The organism is Collinsella sp. AF16-8 (assembly GCF_003462695.1).
In the GTDB taxonomy this organism is placed as follows: Bacteria; Actinomycetota; Coriobacteriia; order Coriobacteriales; family Coriobacteriaceae; genus Collinsella.
This window is the reverse complement of record NZ_QRXX01000033.1, coordinates 1-900: the sequence shown is the minus strand read 5'-3', so window position 1 is coordinate 900 and position 900 is coordinate 1. Positions and strand designations below refer to the sequence as shown.

Sequence of the window (900 nt, the reverse complement as noted above, 5' to 3'; positions counted from 1 at the left end):
CGGGCGTCGAAGCAGTAGGGCACGCCGCCGACGGATACGGGGCCGCGCGCCAGGGCGCCGGAACCCGTCGCGTAGTACCAGGTCCCGTCGTCGAGGACCCACCCGGTCGCCATCGCGCCGGAGGCGTCAAACCAGTACGCGGAGCCATTGCACTCATGGAGCCCGATGGCCATGGCATGCGTCGAGGGGTCGAGCCAATACCAGGCCCCATTGGTATGGAGCCAGCCAGAATGCAACGAGACCGGATTGACTGAATCCACATAGAACCAGTTGCCGTCAAACGAATTCCAACCCAGATTCCATTTAACGGATTCTTGAACAGGACCATCATCGATTGAATCTGAAGGAGAAAGAGTCGAGGGGACGGATCGCCGCTCAAAATCAGTAGGGATGGAGGAGCTTATGGGTTCTGCGTTCGCGATATCAACCACACCGGGTCCAGCGAGCAGTAGAGTTGAAAGGATGATTAGGATTAATGTTATTCGCTTTTTCCTTGCCATGTGCAGCCCCCAGTAGCAACCAATTTTTATATAAACATAGTCTACAAATGGATAGCTAAGAGCAATATGTAATTAGAAAAAAGCAATTAAAGAAGAGTTGCTAGCCGAGCCAAGCGCCATTACTAGCAAAAGAGTATTTCACCCCATCGATTTCTTGAACACCCGTAGTCATAGCGTGCGTCGAGGGGTCAAGCCAGTACCAGGCGCCGCCGACGTAGGCCCAGCCGGAGGTGAGGGCGCCGGAGCCCGTCGCGTAGTACCAGGTTCCGCCGTCGAGGACCCACCCGGTCGCCATCGAGCCGGAGCCGTTGAACCAGTACATGGAGCCGTTGCACCCATGGAGCCCGGTGGCCATGGCGTGCGTCGAGGGATCGAGCCAGTACCACGTACCGTTTAGGTT

2 pseudogenes are annotated in these 900 nt (G+C 56.4%); both read right to left on the bottom strand.

Annotated features, from left to right (window positions below):
* A pseudogene (locus DWW73_RS10085) lies at positions 1-500 on the bottom strand (hypothetical protein); the annotation flags it as partial.
* A gap of 100 nt (positions 501-600) precedes the next feature.
* Positions 601-900 (bottom strand): annotated as a pseudogene (locus DWW73_RS10035) (hypothetical protein); the annotation flags it as partial.